At 62.2% G+C, this 16,397-nt stretch carries 15 protein-coding genes and 1 tRNA gene; 8 read left to right on the top strand and 8 right to left on the bottom strand.

Going from position 1 to position 16,397, the window contains the following annotated elements; genetic code table 11:
• Positions 1 to 12 precede the first annotated feature (12 nt).
• Positions 13 to 210 carry a hypothetical protein gene (locus tag Q0D44_RS02825; protein WP_294132103.1) on the bottom strand — a complete coding sequence of 66 codons (198 nt, stop codon included), beginning with the start codon at positions 208 to 210 and terminating at the stop codon, positions 13 to 15.
• Between the two features lie 126 nt (positions 211 to 336).
• On the opposite strand from Q0D44_RS02825, the gene Q0D44_RS02820 reads away from it, so the two are divergent.
• The 6 genes from Q0D44_RS02820 to Q0D44_RS02795 all read left to right on the top strand — a co-directional run bounded on the left by Q0D44_RS02820 (position 337) and on the right by Q0D44_RS02795 (position 8,257).
• Positions 337 to 421, top strand: a tRNA-Leu gene (locus Q0D44_RS02820).
• A gap of 59 nt (positions 422 to 480) precedes the next feature.
• A complete protein-coding gene (gene tig / locus Q0D44_RS02815; protein WP_294132096.1) occupies positions 481 to 2,085 on the top strand; it encodes a trigger factor in 1,605 nt (534 codons plus the stop codon).
• A gap of 144 nt (positions 2,086 to 2,229) precedes the next feature.
• Positions 2,230 to 3,207, top strand: a complete 978-nt coding sequence (locus tag Q0D44_RS02810) for a glycosyltransferase family 2 protein (protein WP_294132088.1) — start codon at positions 2,230 to 2,232, stop codon at positions 3,205 to 3,207.
• An 89-nt stretch (positions 3,208 to 3,296) separates the two neighbouring features.
• A complete protein-coding gene (gene clpP / locus Q0D44_RS02805; protein ID WP_294132082.1) occupies positions 3,297 to 3,932 on the top strand; it encodes an ATP-dependent Clp endopeptidase proteolytic subunit ClpP in 636 nt (211 codons plus the stop codon).
• Positions 3,933 to 4,072: 140 nt separating this feature from the next.
• Positions 4,073 to 5,341 (top strand): ATP-dependent Clp protease ATP-binding subunit ClpX, encoded by a 1,269-nt coding sequence (gene clpX / locus Q0D44_RS02800; RefSeq protein ID WP_037491445.1) that lies wholly within the window; start codon positions 4,073 to 4,075, stop codon positions 5,339 to 5,341.
• A 366-nt stretch (positions 5,342 to 5,707) separates the two neighbouring features.
• On the top strand, positions 5,708 to 8,257 hold the full coding sequence (locus Q0D44_RS02795; protein ID WP_294132077.1) for a TonB-dependent receptor: 2,550 nt from the start codon (positions 5,708 to 5,710) through the stop codon (positions 8,255 to 8,257).
• Positions 8,258 to 8,310: 53 nt separating this feature from the next.
• On the opposite strand, the gene mtgA is transcribed toward Q0D44_RS02795, so the two are convergent.
• The 3 genes from mtgA to Q0D44_RS02780 form a co-directional block, all read right to left on the bottom strand.
• A complete protein-coding gene (mtgA, locus tag Q0D44_RS02790; RefSeq protein ID WP_294133160.1) occupies positions 8,311 to 9,006 on the bottom strand; it encodes a monofunctional biosynthetic peptidoglycan transglycosylase in 696 nt (231 codons plus the stop codon).
• A gap of 101 nt (positions 9,007 to 9,107) precedes the next feature.
• Positions 9,108 to 10,022, bottom strand: a complete 915-nt coding sequence (gene rpoH / locus Q0D44_RS02785) for an RNA polymerase sigma factor RpoH (protein ID WP_119746033.1) — start codon at positions 10,020 to 10,022, stop codon at positions 9,108 to 9,110.
• A 77-nt stretch (positions 10,023 to 10,099) separates the two neighbouring features.
• Complete coding sequence (locus Q0D44_RS02780) at positions 10,100 to 11,056, bottom strand: RluA family pseudouridine synthase (protein ID WP_294132066.1); 957 nt, start codon at positions 11,054 to 11,056, stop codon at positions 10,100 to 10,102.
• 17 nt (positions 11,057 to 11,073) lie between these two features.
• Here Q0D44_RS02780 and Q0D44_RS02775 point away from each other — a divergent pair, with 17 nt between their 5' ends.
• A complete protein-coding gene (locus Q0D44_RS02775) occupies positions 11,074 to 11,475 on the top strand; it encodes a M67 family metallopeptidase (protein ID WP_294132063.1) in 402 nt (133 codons plus the stop codon).
• Positions 11,476 to 11,576: 101 nt separating this feature from the next.
• On the top strand, positions 11,577 to 12,224 hold the full coding sequence (locus tag Q0D44_RS02770) for a histidine phosphotransferase family protein (protein WP_217671952.1): 648 nt from the start codon (positions 11,577 to 11,579) through the stop codon (positions 12,222 to 12,224).
• A gap of 124 nt (positions 12,225 to 12,348) precedes the next feature.
• Here Q0D44_RS02770 and Q0D44_RS02765 read toward each other — a convergent pair whose 3' ends face one another.
• From Q0D44_RS02765 to miaB, 4 genes are all read right to left on the bottom strand, one after another.
• Positions 12,349 to 13,293 carry a hemolysin family protein gene (locus Q0D44_RS02765; protein ID WP_294132051.1) on the bottom strand — a complete coding sequence of 315 codons (945 nt, stop codon included), beginning with the start codon at positions 13,291 to 13,293 and terminating at the stop codon, positions 12,349 to 12,351.
• Between the two features lie 8 nt (positions 13,294 to 13,301).
• Positions 13,302 to 13,817 carry an rRNA maturation RNase YbeY gene (gene ybeY / locus Q0D44_RS02760; protein ID WP_294132048.1) on the bottom strand — a complete coding sequence of 172 codons (516 nt, stop codon included), beginning with the start codon at positions 13,815 to 13,817 and terminating at the stop codon, positions 13,302 to 13,304.
• A gap of 122 nt (positions 13,818 to 13,939) precedes the next feature.
• Positions 13,940 to 14,941: a PhoH family protein gene (locus Q0D44_RS02755; protein ID WP_119746023.1), complete on the bottom strand. Its 1,002-nt coding sequence runs from the start codon at positions 14,939 to 14,941 to the stop codon at positions 13,940 to 13,942.
• A 101-nt stretch (positions 14,942 to 15,042) separates the two neighbouring features.
• Positions 15,043 to 16,392 (bottom strand): tRNA (N6-isopentenyl adenosine(37)-C2)-methylthiotransferase MiaB, encoded by a 1,350-nt coding sequence (gene miaB / locus Q0D44_RS02750; protein WP_294132031.1) that lies wholly within the window; start codon positions 16,390 to 16,392, stop codon positions 15,043 to 15,045.
• Positions 16,393 to 16,397 lie beyond the last annotated feature (5 nt).

The raw sequence follows: 16,397 nt of genomic DNA, 5'->3' as shown, positions 1-16,397 counted from the left end.
GGAAAATTGCGCTCAGTCGGGCGGCACTTCGGCAGGGGCGCTGTCGGGCTGGTCATAATCGGGGCCGACCGGGGTTATTTCATCCGGCTCGGTCATCGGCAATTCTTCTGGAGTCGCAGGCGCAGGGGTTTCGGGCGGCGACTGCGGGTCGATGATGTCGGGCGGGGGCACGCCATCCGGGTTGGGCGTGGGGTCGGGCTGGGTGGCCATGTCTGCCTCTCTCTGCTAGGGGGTGAACAGGTTACGCATGGGCCATCACGCCGGTTCCGCGACCCGACTCACTATCCCTTGCCCTTGCCCACGCTTTTCTCTATGCCGCGCCGACCGGCGACCGATGCGGGCGTGGCGAAACTGGTAGACGCGCCAGATTTAGGTTCTGGTATCGCAAGATGTGGGGGTTCGAGTCCCTTCGCCCGCACCAGTATGCCGCCCGCGGCAGCGCCATCGAAATTCAGCTGAAGAAAGCGTTTGAGAGAAGAGATGCAGACTGTCGAGACGTTGAACGAGGGCCTTAAGCGCGCCTACACTGTCACCATCACGTCGAAGGATATCGACGCGCGAGTGGAAAAGGAAGTGAAGGCCATGGCCCCGCAGGTGCGGATGCCCGGCTTCCGCCCCGGCAAGGTGCCCGCCAATCTCGTCAAGAAAATGCATGGCGAAGCGCTCCAGCGCGACGCGCTCAACAACAGCATTCAGGAAAGCATCCAGAAACTGATCGCCGACCAGAAGCTGCGTCCCGCGATGCAGCCTTCGGTCGAGTTGGACGAAGCTTTCGAGTTCGGCAAGGACGCGGAAATCAAGGTTGCGCTGGAAGTGCTGCCCGAAATCGCCGCACCCAGCGTCGAAGGCATCAAGCTGGAACGGCTGACCGTCGAAGTTGCCGACGCGCAGGTTGAGGAGGCCGCCGGCCGCATCGCCACGCAGCAGGGCGCGCTGGAAGAAAAGGGCGACGATCATGTCGCGCAGGACGGTGACACGCTGGTCATCGATTTCCTGGGCAAGATCGACGGCGAAGCCTTTGAAGGCGGCGCAGCCGAGGACGTTAAGCTCAAGCTTGGCGCAGGCCAGTTCATCCCCGGTTTCGAGGAGCAGCTGGGCGGCGTGAAGAAGGGCGAAGAGAAGGTCATCGAAGTGACCTTCCCCGAAGATTATGGCGCGGCCCATCTGGCCGGCAAGCTCGCCACCTTCGACATCAAGGTGAAGTCGATCCTGGACGGCGACAAGCCCAAGCTGGACGATGATTTCGCCAAGTCGCTGGGTCTGGAAGGCCTCGACCAGCTCAAGGATCTGCTCAAGGGCCAGATCGAGCAGGAACATAATGGCCTGACCCGCACCCATATGAAGCGCAAGCTGCTCGACCAGCTGGCTGCCGCGCATGATTTCGACGTGCCGCCGAGCATGGTCGAAGCCGAGTTCGAGCAGATCTGGCAGCAGCTTCAGCATGAAGCGACCCATGAGGAAGATCCGGCCGCCGCGATCGCCGAAATGGAAGCCGAGAAGGAGGATTATCGCGCCATCGCCGTGCGTCGTGTCCGCCTCGGCCTGTTGCTCTCCGAAATCGGCCAGGCCAATGGCGTGACCGTCAGCGACCAGGAAATGAACCGCCTGATCATGCAGGCCGCGCAGCAGTACGGCCCGCAGGATCGTGAGCGTTTCGTGCAATATGTCCGTCAGGACCCGATGGCCGCCGCCCAGCTGCGCGCGCCTCTGTACGAGGACAAGGTCGTCGACTTCCTGTTCGACAAGGCCGAAGTCACCGACCGCGCCGTGACCAAGGAAGAGCTGGAAGCGGCGATCGAAGCCGAAGATGGCGACATCAAGCCCCACGTCCACGGCCCCGATTGCGGCCATGACCATGACGAAAAGCCCAAGGCGAAGAAAGCGGCGACCAAGAAGGCCGCTGCCGAACCCGCCGCCGACGCCGAAGCGGTAGCCGAGGAAGCGCCGGCCAAGCCTAAGAAGGCCGCCGCCAAGAAGGCTGCCCCTGCCGAGGCGGAAGCCGAAGCGCCCGCCGCGGACGCTGCCGCCGAGGAAAAGCCCAAGAAGAAGGCTGCTCCTAAAAAGGCCGCTGCCAAGGCTGAATAAGCCAGGCGGAAATGCGATGAACAAGCGCCCGGCTTCCAACAGGAAGCGCGGGCGCTTTTCATTTCGCAGGTGGCATGGCAGAGGAAATATTAACCCTGTCGGTCCATGCCGTTCGGCACGGAAAGCAGCAGGATCGTAAGGCCGATGAAGGAATTTCCCGCCATGACGAGCGACAGCGGGCTGGCAGTACCGCGCATCGCGGTCATCCTGCCCTGCTATAATGAAGCAGGCGCGATCGTGCAGACGGTGGAGGATTTCCGCCGCGCGCTGCCCCATGCCGACATTTATGTGTTCGACAATAATAGCAGCGATGGCAGCCGCGACCTGGCGCGGGAGGCTGGCGCGATCGTCCGCCGCGTGTCTCAGCAGGGCAAGGGCCATGTCGTGCGCCGCATGTTCGCCGATGTGGACGCCGACATCTATATCATGGCCGATGGCGATGCGACCTATGAGGCGGCCGCTGCCCCCGCGATGGTCGCGGCCATGCTGGAGGATAATCTCGACATGGTGGTCGGGTGCCGCAAATCGGAGGCGGAGGAAGCCTATCGCCCCGGCCATCGCCTGGGCAACTGGGCGCTCACCAGCTTGCTCAAGCAGTTGTTCGGGCGCAGTTTTACCGACATATTGTCGGGCTATCGCGTCTTTTCCCGCCGCTTCGTCAAAAGCTTCCCGGTGCTGTCGGCAGGCTTCGAGATTGAGACCGAGATCAGCGTCCATGCGCTCGAACTCGCCATGCCGGTCGCCGAAGTCGTCACCGCCTATGGCGCGCGGCCCGAAGGATCGGTCAGCAAGCTGTCGACCTATCGCGACGGTTTCCGTATCCTGCGCACCATCTTCACCCTCTACCGCATCGAGCGGCCGATCCTGTTCTTCGGGGTCATTGCAGCGTTTCTGGCGGCGCTGGGGCTGGGGCTGGCCGCGCCGCTGATCGTCACCTATATGGACACGGGGCTGGTGCCGCGTTTCCCGACCGCCATCCTCGTCACGGGCCTCATGATCCTGGCGACGCTGTCGGGCATGTGCGGCCTCATCCTCGATACCGTGGTGCGCGGGCGGCGGGAGGTGCGGCGGCTCTCTTATCTGGGCTTCCGCGCCCCTTCCGACTTCGCCCGGCGCGACTGAACCGGCTTCCTTCCCACACGCCCCCTTGAACCATTTGCCGTTTGTGCCGATGTAGGGGGTGGGCAAAAGCACCTGACTGAAAGAGCAAAATGACCAACATCATGCATGATCCCATGGCCGCGCTGGTTCCTATCGTTATCGAGCAGTCGAACCGTGGCGAGCGCAGCTTCGACATTTTCTCGCGCCTGTTGCGGGAACGGATCATCTTCGTGACCGGCCAGGTGGAAGATCACATGGCCTCGCTGATCGTCGCCCAGCTGCTGTTCCTCGAATCGGAAAATCCGAAGAAGGACATCTGGATGTATATCAACTCGCCCGGCGGCGTGGTGACGGCGGGCATGGCGATCCACGACACGATGAAATATATCCGTCCCCAGGTCGGCACCGTGTGCATTGGCCAGGCCGCGTCGATGGGCAGCTTCCTGCTCGCCGCCGGTGAGCCGGGCAAGCGGATCGCGCTGGGCAATGCCCGCATCATGATCCACCAGCCTTCGGGCGGTGCGCAGGGCATGGCCAGCGATATCGAGATCCAGGCCAAGGAAATCCTGCGTATCCGCCGCCGCCTGAACGACCTGTATGTCGAATATACCGGCAAGCCGCTGGAAGAAATCGAGCGGGCGATGGACCGCGATACCTTCCTTGAGGCGGACGAGGCAAAGGCCTTCGGTCTGGTCGACGAAGTGTTCAGCAAGCGGCCTGCGCTGCCCGAAGCCAGCGACTCTTAAAGCCCATCTTTACCGGGGCGCGCTACTTTCACCCCTTGTGAAACCGGCGCGCCACGGTCTAGAATGAATATGGACCAGAATACCCGCGCCGGAATGCGGTTTTGGTGATTGTAGAACCGGCAGGGAAGAAAGATTGGCGAATGACTAAGCTTACCGGCTCCGATTCCAAGAGCACGCTCTATTGCTCCTTCTGCGGCAAGTCGCAGCATGAAGTGCGCAAGCTGATCGCTGGGCCGACCGTGTTCATCTGCGATGAGTGCGTCGAGCTGTGCAACGACATCATCCGCGAGGAGACCAAGGGTGGTCTTGTCGGCAAGAAGGATGGCGGCGTGCCGACCCCGCAGGAAATCTGCGACGTGCTGGACGATTATGTGATCGGCCAGAACCGGGCGAAGCGTGTCCTGTCGGTTGCGGTCCATAACCATTACAAGCGTCTGAACCATGGCAGCAAGCCGGGCGAGGTCGAACTGGCCAAGTCCAACATCCTGCTGGTCGGTCCCACCGGCTGCGGCAAGACTTTGCTGGCGCAGACGCTGGCCAAGACGTTCGACGTTCCTTTCACCATGGCCGACGCGACGACGCTGACCGAAGCTGGCTATGTCGGCGAGGATGTGGAGAACATCATCCTCAAGCTGCTCCAGGCGTCGGATTACAACGTCGAGAAGGCGCAGCGCGGCATCGTCTATATCGACGAAATCGACAAGATCAGCCGCAAGGCGGAGAATCCGTCCATCACCCGCGACGTGTCGGGCGAGGGCGTGCAGCAGGCGTTGCTCAAGCTGATGGAAGGCACGACCGCGTCGGTGCCGCCACAGGGCGGGCGCAAGCATCCGCAGCAGGAGTTCCTCCAGGTCGATACGACCAACATCCTGTTCATCTGCGGCGGCGCGTTCGCGGGTCTGGAAAAGATCATCGGCGATCGTCTGGAAGCCAAGTCGATCGGCTTTGGCGCCTATGTCGCGGCCCCCGAAGAACGCAAGACCGGCGAATTGCTGCGGTCGAGTGAGCCAGAAGATCTGTTGAAATTCGGCCTGATCCCCGAATTTGTCGGTCGTCTGCCCGTCATCGCCACGCTGGAAGATCTGGACGTGTCGGCGCTGGTCAAGATTTTGGGCGAACCCAAGAACGCGCTGGTCAAGCAATATGGCAAGCTGTTCGAGATGGAGAATGTCGATCTCAGCTTCACCGACGAAGCGCTGGTCGCGATCGCCAAGAAGGCGATCGAACGCAAGACCGGCGCACGCGGCCTGCGCTCGATCCTCGAAGCGATCCTGCTCGACACCATGTTCGACCTGCCCTCCATGCAGGGCGTGGGCGAAGTGGTGGTCGACAAGGATGTGGTCGCGGGCAAGAAAGAGCCGATTCGCGTATTCAGCGAAAGCGCCAAGCGCGCCGAGGACGCCGCCTGATTTCATCATCAGGTTAAGAACGAAAAAGGGGCTGGCGGGTAACCGTCGGCCCCTTTTTCGTAGTGCTGTTCTGCGTCCGCGCAAATATTCTTGCTGCGTTGCAAAATTGCACCACCGTCAAATAGCGCGCTAAAAATGGCATAAAATATATATAAAACAACGATTTAATATCGACGCGACCCTCGCCCGGCACGCGATGGCGCTGCTTTGTTCGCACCTGTGACGAGCGCTGTTGTACATTGTAACAAAAGTGCAGCCATAGCATCACAGGGCCGTCGCCAGAGGTCGTCACAGGCGGCTCCGGCTTGCAAGAGCATAACAGCAGGGCGCTCCAGCGCCGCTCCTGAACAAGGGACAAAGGGTCACATGAAACAATTTCTGATGTGCAGCGCCGCGATGATCGCCGTAGCCGCCCCAACCGCCGCCTTCGCCCAGTCGACCGGCTCGATCGATTTTGAAGACACGATCATCGTCACCGGTGCCAAGGTCGGCAAGGGCGTGGGCGGTGTTGTCCTGCCCGACACGACCAAGGCGAAGGGCGTCATCACGCAGGAACTGATCGCCAAGCAGGGTTCGGGCAACACCATCCTCAATGCGATCAACCTGATCCCCGGCGTCAGCTTCCAGAATAACGATCCCTATGGTTCGGCCGGTGGCCAGCTCAACATTCGCGGCTTTGGCCCGGATCGCGTTTCGCTGACCTTCGACGGTATGCCGCTGAACGACACCGGCAACTATGCCATCTATTCCAACCAGCAGCTTGACCCCGAACTGATCGAGGAAATCAACGTCAACCTGGGTTCGACCGACGTGGACAGCCCCACGGCGGCGGCTTCGGGCGGCACGGTCAACTATCGCTCGATCCAGGGTTCGGACGATTTCAAGGTGACGATGGTCGGCGCCGCTGGCGATTATGATTTTTTCCGCCTGCTCGGCCTGGTTGAAACCGGCGTGTTCACCCCGTTCGGCACGAAGGCGTGGTTCTCCGCCTCCACAACCCGCAACGACAATGTGTTCAACAATTTCGGCCAGATCGACAAGCAGCAGTATAACGCCAAAATCTATCAGCCGATCGGCAGCAATGGCGACTTCATTTCGATCGCGGGCCATTGGAACGCCAACCGCAACAACTTCTTCGGCTCGCTGCCACTGCGCGTCGATACCGATCAGGGCCGCGTTGCCGGGCCGAACTCGACCAATCGCTATCCGATCACCAAGGATGAGCGCTTCTACACGATCCCGGCCTGTACGCTTCCCGCCGGTGGCCCCGGTGCGCAGGCCGCTGGAACCTGCGGCACGCTGTTCGACTATCGCTTCAACCCGTCGAACACCGGTAATATCCGCATCAATTCGCGCTTTGCCTTGACCGATAGCCTGACGCTGACGGTCGATCCCAGCTATCAATATGTGAAGGCGAATGGCGGCGGCACCAGCACGGCGCGCGAAGGTTTCTTTGACCTTGATGCTGGCAGCGGCACGCAGAATGTTGCGGGCTTCTTCGGTGGCGCGCCCTATTTTGGTCGCGATCTGAACGGCGACGGCGATATTCTGGACCAGGTCAACGTCCTGTCGCCCAGCCAGACGACCACGGATCGTTATGCGGTCATCAGTTCGCTGCGCTACGACATCAACGACAACCACCGCGTTCGTGTCGCCTATACGTTCGACCATGGCCGTCACCGTCAGACCGGTGAAGTCGGCCTGCTTGGATCGAATGGCGAGACGATCGACGTCTTTGCTGTCGACAATCCGCAGGCTGACGTGAATGGCGCGATCCTGCAAAAGCGCGATCGCCTGTCCTATGCCATCCTGCATCAGGTGTCGGGTGAATATGTCGGCAAATTCATGGATGAAATGCTGACCGTCAATCTGGGCGTGCGCGCACCCTTCTTTACCCGCAAACTCACCAACAACTGCTATACCAGCAGCGCGGCCGGGTTCGTGGAGTGTTTCGGCACCGACGGCGTCATTCCCGCGACGACCGGCACCCTGCGCCCGACCTGGGCTGCGCCCCAGACGCGCAAGTTCAAATATGACAAGGTGCTGCCCAACGTCGGCCTGAACTTCAAGATCACGCCGCAAGCCAGCGTGTTCGCCAACTATTCAAAGGGTCTAAGCGTTCCGGGTACCGATTCGCTCTACAACGCCTTTTTCTTTGCGCAGGACAATGAATCGGCGCAGCCTGCGCCGGAAACGACCGACAGCTTTGATCTTGGCGCGCGCTACAGCGCCGGCAAGTTCCAGGCGCAGGGCAGCTTCTGGTACACCAGCTACAAGAACCGTCTGGCCTCTGCCTTCGACCCTGAACTGAACGTCAGCGTCTATCGCAACCTCGGCAAGGTCGAGAAATACGGCTTTGACGGCAGCGTGTCCTATCAGCCCATCGAGAATATCAGCCTCTATGTGTTCGGCTCATATCTCAAGTCGAAGATCCAGGACGATATTCAGATCGGGACTGTCACCGTTGCTGGCGTCACCACGCCGGTGTTCGCGCCTACCGCTGGCAAGCGTGAAAGCGGTGCGCCGGTCTATACGCTCGGTGCGCGCGGCGAAGTGAATTATGAAGGCGTCACGCTGGGTATTCAGGCCAAGCGTACCGGTCGTCGTTATGTCTATGACACCAACCTGCCGACCTATCGCGGCACGACGGCGGCTCCGGTTGAAATCTACAGCGCGGCGGCTCCGTCCTACACGCTGGTCGATCTGGACGCCCGTGTCTCGCTGGCCCGCTTCGGCGTGCCAGACACCTACTTCCAGCTCAACGTCAGCAACCTGTTCGACAAATTCTATGTCGGCGGTTTCGGCGGTGGTCTGAACCAGTCGATCACTCTGGCGACGGGTGCCTATGGCAGCCCCGGCTTCGTCCAGATCGGTTCACCGCGCGCGGTATCGGGTTCGCTGCACGTCAGCTTCTGATCCGACACATCATCGACAAAAAGAAAAGGGCGGGGCGCAATCCCCGCCCTTTTTCATTTGAGGCAAGCGTCCAGCCCGTCGCGCTGCACCGCGCCGATCCGGGCGGCGATGGTGTTGCCGTAGCGGCGGGTGAAGCCGCTCGGCGCGACGGCGGCGCGGCGTTTGGGGAGGGGCAGGATGGCGGCGATGCGGGCGGCTTCGGCGCGGGTCAGGCGGCCGGCGCCATGTTTGAAATAGCGGATCGCGCCCGCCTGCACGCCATAGGTGCCGATGCCGGTTTCCGCGACGTTCAGATAGACTTCCATGATCCGCTTTTTGCCCCAGATCGCCTCGATCAACATGGTGAACCAGGCCTCGAACCCTTTACGAACGAAGCCGCCGCCCTGCCACAGGAACACGTTTTTCGCGGTCTGCTGGCTGATCGTCGATCCGCCGCGCACCCGCCCGCCGCTCGCATTGTGGATCGCTGCCTTGGCGATGGCATCGACATCGAAGCCATGATGGGTGCAGAATTTGCCGTCCTCTGCCGCAATCGCCGCGCGGGCCATATCGGAGTCGATCTCGTCCAGGCTCATCCAGTCCTTGGTGATGCCATTGGGGTCGAGCAGCATGGTCATCGTCACCGGCGGGGGCACGAAGCGATAGAGCGTCACCATCAGCAGCGACAGGATGATGAAGCCGATCAGCAGCTTGAACGGGATGCTGATCCAGCGGGAGCGGCGGCGGGGGGAGGCGGGTCTGGCGGTCATGCCGCCAGCGTAACGCGGGCGGTGGCTTTCGCTCAAGCGGGGTAGCCACAAAAAAGACGCCGGGATCGCTCCCGACGTCTCTTCAACTTCTTTCTAACCGATCAGGCGGCGGCGAAGCGGGCCATATGGCTAAGCTTGTCGCCGGCGATCCGCATCATCGCCTTTTGCAGCTTTTCAAAGGCGCGGACCTCGATCTGGCGGACGCGTTCGCGCGATACACCATAGACCTGGCTCAGTTCCTCCAGCGTCTTAGGCTCTTCAGCCAGACGCCGTTCGGCCAGGATATGCTTTTCCCGGTCGTTAAGGTCCGTCATCGCCTCGACCAGCATTTCGTGGCGCTGGGTGCGTTCCTGTTCCTCGGCGACGCGCTCGTCCTGCAACGGATCGGTATCCTGCAACCAATCCTGCCACTGGCCGTCGCCGTCCTCCCGCATGGGGACATTGAGCGACGTGTCGCCGCCCATCGCCATGCGGCGGTTCATCGACACGACATCCTGTTCGGACACGCCCAGATCGGTCGCGATCTTGGTCACATCCTCCGGCTTCAGATCGCCATCCTCGAATGCTTCGATGTTGTTCTTCATCCGGCGCAGGTTGAAAAACAGCTTCTTCTGCGACGCGGTGGTCCCCATTTTCACGAGCGACCAGCTGCGTAGGATGAATTCCTGGATCGAGGCGCGAATCCACCACATGGCGTAGGTCGCCAGGCGGAAGCCGCGTTCGGCCTCAAACTTCTTCACGCCCTGCATCAGGCCGATATTGCCTTCGGAGATCAGCTCGCTGACCGGCAGGCCGTAGCCGCGATAGCCCATCGCGATCTTCGCCACGAGGCGCAGATGCGAGGTGACCAGCTGGGCCGCGGCCTCAGGGTCCTGATGCTCCTCATACCGCTTGGCGAGCATATATTCCTGCTCAGGCGTCAGAAGCGGAAATTTGCGGATTTCCGAGAGATAGCGGTTGAGGCTGGCTTCACCGCCCAGCGCCGGAACCGCGGGGACATTGCTCGTCTTGGCCATGTCGCTTCACCTTTCCCTTTCATGCGCGGCGGGACCCAGAAGAGGCGTCACAAACACCGGCGCAAACTTGTTCATGTCTATACGTGGAGCAGGCTTAACAGTTCCTGCATATCGGCAGGGAGTGCACTTTGGAACATAAGCCGTTCGTCCGTTACCGGATGTATGAACCCCAGGCTTTTTGCGTGCAATGCCTGCCTTTTGAAACCCAGCGTTTCCAGTATTGATTTGAAACCTTTTCTTTCTCTACCGTAAACCGGATCACCGATCAAGGGGTGTCCGATATGGTGCATATGGACGCGGACCTGATGGGTGCGGCCGGTTTCCAGCCGACATTCCACCATCGCCGCATCGCGTAGCCGTTCGACCGTGCGATAATGGGTGACGGCATGTTTGCCGCGTCCTTCCCGATGAACCGCCATCTTCTTTCGATCAGCGTCGGACCGGCCGAGCCACGCATCGACCGTGCCGGAGCCGGGTAGGGGATGGCCATAGACGATCGCGGCATAGAGCCGTTCGATGCTGTGATCCTTGAACTGGCGCGCCAGTCCGTCATGCGCCTTGTCCGATTTGGCGACGACCAGCAGGCCCGACGTGTCCTTGTCGATGCGATGAACGATGCCGGGGCGGGCGACGCCGCCAATGCCCGACAGCTGCCCCTTGCAATGATGCAGCAGGGCGTTGACCAATGTGCCGTCCAGATTGCCCGCGGCGGGATGAACGACCAGCCCGGCGGGCTTGTCCACCACGATCAGGTCTGCATCCTCATGCACGATGGTCAGGGGAATATCCTGTGCCACGTTGTCGAGCGCGACCGGGGCGGGCATGGTGATGGCGAAGCTCTGGCCGGTCGCGACCTTGATGGTGGTGCCGATCTTGATCGGTTGGCCGGTCGACCGGACATGGCCGTCGTTGATCAGCGCCTTCAACCGTTCGCGCGACAGGTCGGGCAGCAGGTCGGCCAGCGCCCGGTCGAGCCGCATCCCGTCCTGCGCCTGCGCGATTGTCGCTTCGATGATGGAAACCCCCGGACCCATTGGCTAGGGATGTAGGGATGGCGATTACAATATCAAGGATGCTGCTGGACCAGATCCAGGCGATCGCGGCGGCGGACCGGGCGGAGGTGTGCGGCCTGTTGCTGGGCGCGGCCGGGCGAATCGAGGCGATTGCGCCCGCCGCCAATGTAGCGCTCGATCCGGCGCGCCATTTCGAGCTGGACCCGGTGGCACTGATCGCGGCGCACCGGGCGGCGCGGGAGGGGGGCGAGCAGATTATCGGCCATTATCATTCGCATCCATCCGGCGTGGCGGTGCCGTCGGCTACAGATGCGGCCTGTGCTGCGCCGGATGGCAGTCTGTGGCTGATCGTTGCGGGGGACAATGCGCGGCTTTGGGTGGCGCGGGGGGATGGTGCGGGCGGCGTGCGCTTCGCTCCGGCGACGCTGCGGGTCGTATGAGCGAAAGGCAGCGCGGCGGGGTTGCATCGCCCGGCGCGGCAGCGCATTAGCCAGTCAGGCCATCCTTATTCTTCACAAAAATCGGCGGCACAGACCCTGACATGACCCACCCCATCGACAGCATCGAATTTGCCAGCCTTCTTTGTTCGCGCCTGTGCCACGACCTTTTGAGTCCGGTCGGCGCGCTCAACAACGGGCTGGAACTGATGGCGGATGAAACCGACCCGGACATGCGCCAGCGCTGCCTGGACCTGCTGGCCGACAGCGCGCGGACATCCGCCAACAAACTCAAATATTTCCGCCTCGCTTTCGGCTCTGCCGGGGGCTTTGGTGACGCGGTGCCGCCGCATGAGGCGCGGGTCGCGATCGAGGGGATGTTTGCCGGGACTGGCCGGGTCAAGATCGGCTGGATGGTCGAGGAACAGATGCTGGGCAAGCTCCCGGTCAAGGTGCTGCTCAATCTGGCGCTGATCGTCGGCGATGCGCTGGTGCGCGGCGGGCAGCTGGACATCGGCGCGGAAAAGCGGCCCGGTGTGACGGAAATCGTCGTGCGAGGCGAGGGGCCGAAGGTTGTGCTGGACCCCGATCTGCGCGCGGCGCTGGCAGGGACGCTGCCGCCCGAAGGGCTGGCATCGCGCACGGCGGCGGCTTGGATGGTGCGGCAGCTGGTGACCGGCGCGGGTGGCGAGATTGCGCTGTCGCCGGCGGGTGATCCGGTGCTGCTGTTCGGGGCTTCTATTCCGGGGTGAGAGATGGGCCGGGCCTACTGAAGCTCCGTTCGCCCTGAGCCTGTCGAAGGGCTGTCCTTCTTGCGCAAGAAGAGCAGGGCTTCGACAAGCTCAGCCCGAACGGGTTTAAGAGGTCGGACGAATATCAATCCTCCTCGTCCAGCACCTTCTCGACCGGGGGATGCAGCCGCAACCGTGTCACCCGTCGTCCGTCGCTGGCCAGGATTTCCAGTTTCCAGCCGCTCTGTTCATGGTCGAGTATCTCGCCCGGCTCCGGCACGCGGCCCGCGATGATGAAGGCCAGGCCGCCCAGCGTGTCGACATCTTCCTCGATATCGCCCAGCTTCTCGTCAATTTCCTCGGCGACGTCGTCCAGTTCGGCGCGGGCATCGGCTTCCCACAGGCCACCGGCCAGCGGCACCAGCATCGCTTCGGGGGCGTCGTCATGCTCGTCCTCGACGTCGCCGACGATTTCCTCGACCAGATCCTCGAAGGTCAGCAGCCCTTCGGTGCCCGAATATTCGTCCAGCACGATGGCCAGATGGGTGCGCTTGGCGCGCATTTCGGCGAGCAGGTCGAGCGCGCCCATGCTTTCTGGCACATAGAGCGGCTGGCGGATCAAAGGCCCCAGCGTGTCCGGCACGGGTGCCTTGCCCGCCAGGATCGCGAAGGCGTCGCGGATATGGACCATGCCGACGATGGTATCGAGCGTGTTGCGATAGACCGGGATGCGGCTGTGGCCCGCTTCGGCGAACAGAGCGGCAAGATCGGCGAAGCTCGCTTTCTCCTCGATCGCGATGATATCGGCGCGGGGGACCGCGACGTCATCGACCGTATGTTCGGAAAAATGGAGCAGGTTGCGGACCATCTGGCGCTCGATCGCCGACAGGTCGCCCTTGGCTGGCGGGGATGCGCTATCGTCCTGCTCATCCTCGTCATATTCGTCGAGCGCTTCCTCCAGCTCCTGCCGCAGGGTCGTGGATTCGCCATCGCCGAACAGGAGCGTCTTTATGCCGCTCCATAAACCGCCTTCATTACTACTGTCCGATTCCTTGGAACCGTTGCCGTCCTTCGGGCTGCCCTCAGCCATAGTTCGTCCTATACCCCTGATGTCACTCTGTCCCCGTAGGGATCGGAAAGGCCAAGGCTGGCCAGCGCCGCGACTTCCAGCGCTTCCATCGCCTCTGCCTCATTGTCGTCCATATGATCATATCCAAGCAAATGAAAAGTCCCGTGGATAATCAAATGCGCGGCATGATCGGCGATCGAGATGCCCTTGTCGGCCGCTTCGGAGGCGCAGACCCCCTCCGCCAGCACGATGTCGCCCAGCAATACCTCGCCATCGTCGGTGTTGGCGGTGCCTTGCAACAGGTCGGCCTGCACCATCGGGAAGGACAGGACGTTGGTGGGCTTGTCCTTGTCCCGATAGGCGCGGTTCAGTTGATGCACTTCTTCGTCCGTGGTCAGCTTGACCGCGACTTCGTAGAGCGCCTCGTCGGTGGCGAAGGCGGCGTAAGGGCTGTGGGTGATGGCGGCGAACACGGCGCGCTGGGCGAGCAGTTCCCAGTCGGTGCCAATCCAGCCGGTGTCATGGAGGACGGCTACGTCAATCATGGAACGCACTTTCCCCCGTTCGGGCTGAGCGAAGTCGAAGCCTTTGCCAGAGCGGAGCGAAGGCACCTCGCTCCGCTCGGTTGGGCACTTCGACTTCGCTCAGTGCGAACGGATTTTTTTGCTTAAGCATCCGGCCCCTCATAAGCCTGCACGATCCGGCCGACGACGGGATGACGCACGACGTCACCGATGCCGAACGGCACCATCGCGATGCCCTCTACCCCGTCCAGCCGCGCGACTGCATCGGCCAGGCCCGACGCGCCCGGTTGCGGCAGATCGACCTGCTTGGGATCGCCGCAAATGACCATGCGACTGCCTTCGCCAAAGCGGGTGAGAAACATCTTCATCTGGGCGATGGTGGTGTTCTGCGCTTCGTCCAGCACGATGAAGGCGTTGGCCAGCGTCCGCCCGCGCATGAAGGCGAGCGGGGCGATCTCGATCTCGCCGCTAGCGATGCGCCGTTCGACCTGCTCGGCGGGCAGCGTGTCGTAGAGCGCGTCGTAGATCGGGCGGAGATAGGGATCGACCTTCTCCTTCATGTCGCCGGGCAGGAAGCCGAGCCGCTCGCCTGCCTCGACGGCGGGGCGCGACAGGATCAGCTTGTCGACCGTTCCAGTGATGAGCTGGCTGACCGCTTGCGCGACGGCCAGATAGGTCTTGCCGGTGCCTGCTGGCCCCAGGGCGAAGATGATGTCGTTCCGGTTCATCGCCTCCATATAGGTGACCTGGGTGGCGGAGCGGGGGACGATGGTTTTCTTGCGGGTGCGGATCATCACCGTGGGCGGTTCGGCCACGTCATGGCGGATGATGCCGTCCAGCGTGGGTTCGGACGACATGGCGATCACAGCCTCTACCGCGCCTGCGTCAATCTGTTGCCCGGCGACGATGCGGTTGTAGAGGCCGGTCATAACGTCGCGGGCGCGGGCAGCGGCTTCCGCCTCGCCCTCGATCTGCAACTTGTTGCCGCGCGCGGCGATATAGACGCCAAGGCGATTCTCGATCGCGACCAGATTCTGGTCATATTGGCCGAACAAAGTGCCCAGCAGATGCGGCTTTTCAAACGTGACTTCGAGCCGCGCGCGTTCGGCGATGTCGGTGCGGGGTTGGTGCGGTTTCTTGCCCATTCAAAAGCCTCCCTTGCTCGTCATGCATCTCGTGAGGATCGGCCTGAGCCGTAAATCGGGGAGATGGCGTCCCACGGATGCGGGAATGACGAGGCTTTGGTTCAAGCGGCTTTCCTCCTGCTACATTCGCCGGCCAGACTATTGGGACCGGCGCTGATGATGTCGACGTCTATCATGTCACCGACAACATGGTCGGGCGCGGTGACGTGAACCGATTGCAGCCATGGCGTCTTGCCGATCAGCTGGCCGGGGAAACGGCCCGTGCGTTCCAGCAATATGGTGGTGCGGCGACCGACCGTGGCGGCGTTGAATTCGACCTGATGGCGGTTGATCGCGCCCTGGAGCCGGGCGAGGCGATCGTCCATGACGTCGGCGGCGATTTGCCCGTCCATGTCGGCGGCGGGGGTGCCGGGGCGGGTGCTATATTTGAACGAATAGCATTGGGCATAGCCCACCGCATCGACGATGCGCAGCGTGTCGGCAAACTCTTCCTCGCTCTCGCCGGGGAAGCCGACGATGAAGTCGCCCGACACCGCGATGTCCGGCCGCGTCGCGCGCACCCGCTCGATCAGGCGCAGATAGGACTCGACGCTGTGGCTGCGGTTCATGGCTTTGAGGATACGGTCATTGCCCGACTGCACCGGCAGATGGAGGAAGGGCATCAGCTTGTCGATCTCGCCATGGGCGGCGATCAGGCCGTCGCTCATGTCATTGGGATGGCTGGTGGTATAGCGGATACGCTGGAGCGCATCGATCTTGGCCAGTTCGCGGACGAGACCGTCCATGCCCTGCGCACGGCCCTTGTCATCCTCGCCCGTCCAGGCGTTCACATTCTGGCCCAGCAGCGTGATTTCCTTGACCCCGCCATCGACCAGCGCTTTGGCTTCGTCGATGATCGCGTTCCACGAGCGGCTGATCTCTGCGCCGCGCGTATAGGGGACGACGCAATAGGTGCAGAATTTGTCGCACCCTTCCATGATCGTCAGGAAAGCCGTGGGTCGCGCCTGCTTGGTGCGGACGGGCAGCGCGTCGAACTTCGACTCTGCGGGCATATCGGTATCGACCGCCGCTTCGCCGCGACCGGCCTTTGCGATGAGGTCAGGCAGGCGGTGATAGGCTTGCGGGCCGACGACGATATCGACAGTCCTGGCGCGGCGGCTGATCTCGCTGCCCTCAGCTTGGGCCACGCAGCCAGCGACCGCGATCATCGGGCGGGTGCCATCCTCGCGGGTCATCCGGCCAATGTCGGAATAGACCTTGTCCACCGCCTTTTCGCGGATGTGGCAGGTGTTGAGGATCACCAGATCGGCGTCGTTTCCGTCCGTAGCGGCAGTCATGCCACGCTCGCCCAGCATCTCGGCCATGCGTTCGCCATCATAGACGTTCATCTGACAGCCGAAGGATTTGACGTGGAAAGTGGCCGGAGTCTTGGGCGGTAGGGGACGATTCATGGCCC

Source organism: Sphingobium sp. (assembly GCA_023266575.1).
GTDB lineage: Bacteria > Pseudomonadota > Alphaproteobacteria > Sphingomonadales > Sphingomonadaceae > Sphingobium.
The sequence above is the reverse complement of the archived record's forward strand: the minus strand, read 5'-3'. Positions and strand labels throughout refer to the sequence as shown.

Excerpts from the sequence above, each read along its gene's own strand:
- Q0D44_RS02825 (WP_294132103.1), bottom strand. The coding sequence starts at position 210 with ATGGCCACCCAGCCCGACCCCACGCCCAACCCGGATGGCGTGCCCCCG.
- tig (WP_294132096.1), top strand. The coding sequence starts at position 481 with ATGCAGACTGTCGAGACGTTGAACGAGGGCCTTAAGCGCGCCTACACT.
- Q0D44_RS02810 (WP_294132088.1), top strand. The coding sequence starts at position 2,230 with ATGAAGGAATTTCCCGCCATGACGAGCGACAGCGGGCTGGCAGTACCG.
- clpP (WP_294132082.1), top strand. The coding sequence starts at position 3,297 with ATGACCAACATCATGCATGATCCCATGGCCGCGCTGGTTCCTATCGTT.
- clpX (WP_037491445.1), top strand. The coding sequence starts at position 4,073 with ATGACTAAGCTTACCGGCTCCGATTCCAAGAGCACGCTCTATTGCTCC.
- Q0D44_RS02795 (WP_294132077.1), top strand. The coding sequence starts at position 5,708 with ATGAAACAATTTCTGATGTGCAGCGCCGCGATGATCGCCGTAGCCGCC.
- mtgA (WP_294133160.1), bottom strand. The coding sequence starts at position 9,006 with ATGACCGCCAGACCCGCCTCCCCCCGCCGCCGCTCCCGCTGGATCAGC.
- rpoH (WP_119746033.1), bottom strand. The coding sequence starts at position 10,022 with ATGGCCAAGACGAGCAATGTCCCCGCGGTTCCGGCGCTGGGCGGTGAA.
- Q0D44_RS02780 (WP_294132066.1), bottom strand. The coding sequence starts at position 11,056 with ATGGGTCCGGGGGTTTCCATCATCGAAGCGACAATCGCGCAGGCGCAG.
- Q0D44_RS02775 (WP_294132063.1), top strand. The coding sequence starts at position 11,074 with ATGGCGATTACAATATCAAGGATGCTGCTGGACCAGATCCAGGCGATC.
- Q0D44_RS02770 (WP_217671952.1), top strand. The coding sequence starts at position 11,577 with ATGACCCACCCCATCGACAGCATCGAATTTGCCAGCCTTCTTTGTTCG.
- Q0D44_RS02765 (WP_294132051.1), bottom strand. The coding sequence starts at position 13,293 with ATGGCTGAGGGCAGCCCGAAGGACGGCAACGGTTCCAAGGAATCGGAC.
- ybeY (WP_294132048.1), bottom strand. The coding sequence starts at position 13,817 with ATGATTGACGTAGCCGTCCTCCATGACACCGGCTGGATTGGCACCGAC.
- Q0D44_RS02755 (WP_119746023.1), bottom strand. The coding sequence starts at position 14,941 with ATGGGCAAGAAACCGCACCAACCCCGCACCGACATCGCCGAACGCGCG.
- miaB (WP_294132031.1), bottom strand. The coding sequence starts at position 16,392 with ATGAATCGTCCCCTACCGCCCAAGACTCCGGCCACTTTCCACGTCAAA.